Raw genomic sequence first — 539 nt, 5'->3', positions numbered from 1 at the left:
ATAGCCCATCAGTTCCGAAGCCTGATCACGGGCGTCTCGGCACGGAATGCCCGCTTCGATGCGAAATAATGGGTGGGTCTGGTTTTCACCTTGAAAGAAAGTGGTCTTGCCGACGGTGAATTGGGTGTCGTCTGTAGTCATTTTTATAGCAATTCCTTGAAGGTTGAAGGAGTTGCCACCGCCGTTTCCACACGAAAGGCGGCAACTGTATGCAGGGTGGAAAACCGGCCTTCAAGGAACCCGGTAGGCCAAACGGCCTCCCGCACACAGCTGCCATTACGACAGGCACTTGAAGATTGACCGGGTTTCCACACCCGCATCGCTAGATTTCAGCGACCCAGAAAGCCTAAGTGGCGGTGTATCCGGGAACAATCAGATGCCTGTCGACAGAACGTGTAGGGTATTTCCTCAGGTCAGGCATCACCAGATCTGAGTCGTAGGGGATATCTGAAATACCTGTCAGAGTGCCTGCCTGTAGCGGCGGTCAGGGCTGCCAGGTGCCTGCCTTGAGAGTGATGTCGCCTGTGAGATCGAGCGCC

General features: G+C 54.9%; 1 protein-coding gene. It reads right to left on the bottom strand.

Annotation, left to right across the window (positions count from 1 at the left end; all coding sequences use genetic code 11):
- Nucleotides 1-141: DUF3077 domain-containing protein (locus M2S36_RS25025; protein WP_333958027.1), on the bottom strand; the 141-nt coding region annotated here is incomplete at its 3' end.
- Nucleotides 142-539 lie beyond the last annotated feature (398 nt).

Source organism: Pseudomonas sp. SF2, assembly GCF_036858055.1.
In the GTDB taxonomy this organism is placed as follows: Bacteria; Pseudomonadota; Gammaproteobacteria; order Pseudomonadales; family Pseudomonadaceae; genus Aquipseudomonas.
The sequence above is the reverse complement of the archived record's forward strand: the minus strand, read 5'-3'. Positions and strand labels throughout refer to the sequence as shown.